The sequence below is a fragment of the Microcystis sp. M53603_WE2 genome (assembly GCF_030065435.1).
In genome coordinates this window covers 1-2,847 of sequence record NZ_JASJFF010001279.1, presented here as the reverse complement: position 1 = coordinate 2,847, position 2,847 = coordinate 1, and the positions used below count along the sequence as shown (strand labels likewise).

Genomic DNA, 2,847 nt, shown 5'->3' with positions numbered 1-2,847 from the left:
TTAAAATAAGGCTTTTGACCTGTTAAAGTCCGATGTTAGTGCAAGAAAATAGGATTGGGACTTTCAAAAACCTTGCATTATCCTTCTTGTAGTACATAGCTTGGTACAAAAAACAATGGCAACAAAGCCTAAAACGACCGGCTCCTGACGACCGGCTCCTGACTCCTACCCCCAGGAAAAACTTTTTCAGCAGACCCTAATTACCTGGCAAGTTCGCAGCTTTCTTTTCACTGATTACTGTTTACTATTCACTGTTCACTGATTACTGTTCACTGAAAAATCAACTCAATAACCAATCTAGATGATACTGTAAACATTGCTTGAGGTCGTAGCGTTGCTTGATAGTTTCCCTGGCCTTTAAACGCAGATTTTGCCAACGCTGGGGATAATTTAACACTTCATCCACGCGATCAGCTATTTGTTGGGGAGAAAAGAAATCCACTAATAAACCATTTTCCCCATCAGTAATTAATTCTCGCACGGGGGGAGTATCGGAACCAATCACGACGCAACCCATGGCCATGGCCTCTAACATTGACCAAGAAAGCACAAAAGGACGAGTAAGATAGATATGGGCGGCCGATGCCTGTAAAACCCGTTTATATTGACCGTAGGGCAGAGAACCGGTAAAATGCACCCGGGATAAATCCAAAGAAAGGCTTTCTAACATCAATTGTTTATAGGTTTTGCCGTCCGGTAGAGTTTTCCCATAAGCGACTCGATCCTCACCGACAATCACCACATGACAGTTAGGCCGACGGGCTAAAATTAGGGAAACAGCCGTCATAAATTGGGGAAAACCGCGATAGGGTTCCATTCCCCGGGTTGCATAGGTGACAATCTCCTTAACACCGGATAAATCTAAACCTATCTCTGGAATCACTAACTGCACATCGGGACGGGGACAGAAATAGTCCGTATCGATGCCATCGTGTAAAACCGTCAGTTTCGAGTGAAATTCGGGGGGAAATTGTTGTTTTTGCCAGATAGTCGGCGATAAACCTCGATCGCAACTGACCAGATCGATGAGGATCGTCGCATTTTTAATTCTAATCCGGGCCTCGGCATCAGCATTAAGGGGATCCGCCGGATCAAAATCAGCATCGGAACCATGGGCATGATAAAACCATTCAAAATAGGCTAAAAACTTAGTTTTCGGGAAAATATCCTTGATAAATAGGCCCGGCCCCCAGCCGGAATGTGCATAGACAATATCGGGATAAAAACCTTGATTTTTCAGTTGTTGGCAAACACCATAAACCGCTTGACCTTGTAAAACCGCACTTTCGAGGGGACGGACATAATGATGGGTTTGGGGAGAAACAGCGCGACTTTCCTGGTAAATAAATTTTTTTACCCCCGCTATCTCTCCCTCTTGCCTGGTAGTGCCGAAAATCACTTGATTTCCGGGGTCTTGAGCCAAAACCGTGCTTAAATGGCGAAATTGGGCGGGAAAATTGGAATGAAGGAATAAAAATTTCATCGCGGGTAAAGGTTTAGAAAAAGCGATCGCTAATCGTACATTGTCCCTGAAAACGGAGCAGATGATCGCATAATACCAAAGCCATCATCGCTTCTACCATCGGGACCGCTCGGGGTAAAACACAAGGATCGTGTCTTCCTTTGGCTGCCAGGGTGGTTTCCTCCCCGCTGCGCGTCACGGTTTTTTGTTCTTTACCGATAGTCGCGGTCGGTTTAAAAGCGATGCGGATAATAATATTTTCACCGTTACTGATTCCCCCTTGAATGCCCCCCGAACGATTGCTATTGGTGCGAATTTCCCCGTTATCATCGATAAAATACTCGTCATTGTGTTCGCTGCCGGTTAAGAAGGTTCCCGCGAATCCCGATCCGATTTCAAATCCCTTACTCGCGGGTAAGGACATCATCCCCTTAGCTAAATCGGCTTCTAGCTTATCAAAAACGGGTTCTCCTAGACCTTTCGGCACATTTCTGGCTACACATTCCACCACACCGCCGATCGAGTCCTTATCCAGGCGAATTTGGTCGATCAGGGCGATCATTTGGGCGGCCGTTTCCTCGTTGGGACAACGCACTATATTACTTTCCACCTCGTCGAGGGTGACGGTGTTGGGGTCGATGATTGCCTCAATATCTTTAATTCGCTTCACATAGCCGATAATCTCGACATTATAGACAGATTTAAGGATTTTTTTAGCGATCGCTCCTGCGGCCACCCGGCCGATGGTTTCCCGGGCCGAAGATCTGCCTCCTCCTTTCCAGTTGCGAATGCCGTATTTTGCTTCGTAGGTGGCATCCCCATGGGAAGGTCGGAATTTCTCGGCCATTTCGTTGTAATCTTGCGAACGAGCATCCTGATTCCGCACTAGAATAGCGATCGGTGTACCGAGGGTTTTGCCGTCAAAAACGCCCGAAATTATCTCACAAATGTCATTTTCCCGACGCGGGGTCACGATTCTGCTTTGTCCCGGTTTGCGACGGTCTAAATCGATTTGAATCTCCTCTTGGGAAATTTCTAAGCGCGGGGGACAACCATCGATAACCACTCCTACCCCACCCCCGTGAGATTCTCCAAAAGTGGAAACCCGAAATAGTCGTCCGAAAGTGTTACCCATAATCTCAATATTTATTAAGCCTCAAGGTTTTATTGTACCTGAGCGGTTATCAGTTTTTCGGGAATAGGGCTTGGGGGTTGGGAATTATGAATTATGAATTATGAATTATGAATTAAGTAGCTGGTTATAATTAAATTAAAAAGGCTCTTCGTTATTTGGTATGGTTCAATAGGGGAGCATAAATCGACTAAATCCTTATCTGGCAAGAGACTTAATTGATTAGTTCGCTCTAGATCGAAAACAATTGACA

At 45.6% G+C, this 2,847-nt stretch carries 2 protein-coding genes; both read right to left on the bottom strand.

From position 1 onward, the window contains the following. Positions 1–280: 280 nt before the first annotated feature. Positions 281–1,483: a glycosyltransferase family 4 protein gene (locus PX481_RS26750; RefSeq protein WP_288096962.1), complete on the bottom strand. Its 1,203-nt coding sequence runs from the start codon at positions 1,481–1,483 to the stop codon at positions 281–283. A gap of 13 nt (positions 1,484–1,496) precedes the next feature. Further along, complete coding sequence (aroC, locus tag PX481_RS26745) at positions 1,497–2,597, bottom strand: chorismate synthase (RefSeq protein ID WP_002756826.1); 1,101 nt, start codon at positions 2,595–2,597, stop codon at positions 1,497–1,499. Positions 2,598–2,847 lie beyond the last annotated feature (250 nt).

Excerpts from the sequence above, each read along its gene's own strand:
- PX481_RS26750 (WP_288096962.1), bottom strand. The coding sequence starts at position 1,483 with ATGAAATTTTTATTCCTTCATTCCAATTTTCCCGCCCAATTTCGCCAT.
- aroC (WP_002756826.1), bottom strand. The coding sequence starts at position 2,597 with ATGGGTAACACTTTCGGACGACTATTTCGGGTTTCCACTTTTGGAGAA.